This window comes from Pseudoflavonifractor sp. An85, from assembly GCF_002161235.1.
In the GTDB taxonomy this organism is placed as follows: domain Bacteria; phylum Bacillota; class Clostridia; order Oscillospirales; family Oscillospiraceae; genus Enterenecus.
In genome coordinates, this window is record NZ_NFHE01000132.1 from 1 (window position 1) to 671 (window position 671).

The window sequence follows — 671 nt, forward strand, 5'->3', positions numbered from 1 at the left end:
CAGTCCATCATCCAGCGCTGCGTGGAGCTTGCCTTCCAACGGGCGGACGAGCGCGGCGACGGGCTGCCGCCCACCTTGCAGGACTTCTACGACATCGCCCGAGAGCAGCCGGAGCATCTGGCACAGGTCATCGCCCTGCGGTACGAGCGGTTCGTCAAGGGGTCCATGGACTTCTTCAACCACCAGTCCAACGTGGATTTCAACAGCCGCATCGTGGACTTCAACCTGAAGGACCTGCCGGACTCCATGCTGGTGTTCGCCCTCATCAACGTGTGCGAGGCCGTGCGAAACCGCATGTACTTCAACGCCCGTCGGGGCGTGCGCACATGGCTGTACGTGGAGGAGATGCAGAGCATGTTCGCCTACCCGACCGTGCTCAACTACTTCAGCCGGTTCTCCAACGAGGGCCGAAAGTTCGGCCTGCTCCTGACCGGAATCACCCAGAACGCGGTGGCGATGCTCAACAACAGTGCGGCACGCAACATCGTGCTCAACGCCGACTTCCTCATGCTCCTGAAGCAGTCCCCTCTGGACCGCATGAAGTGGACGGAGCTGCTGAACCTGTCCGAGCAGGAGGAGGAGTGCATCGACGAGAGCGCGGAGGCGGGCGACGGCCTGCTGATCGCCGGGAACGCCCGCGTGCCCATCCGTGGACGGTTCCCCTCCGGAAA

The 671-nt window shown here is 63.2% G+C and carries 1 pseudogene; it reads left to right on the forward strand.

The features are described from left to right. A pseudogene (locus B5G37_RS15460) lies at positions 1 to 671 on the forward strand (hypothetical protein); the annotation flags it as partial.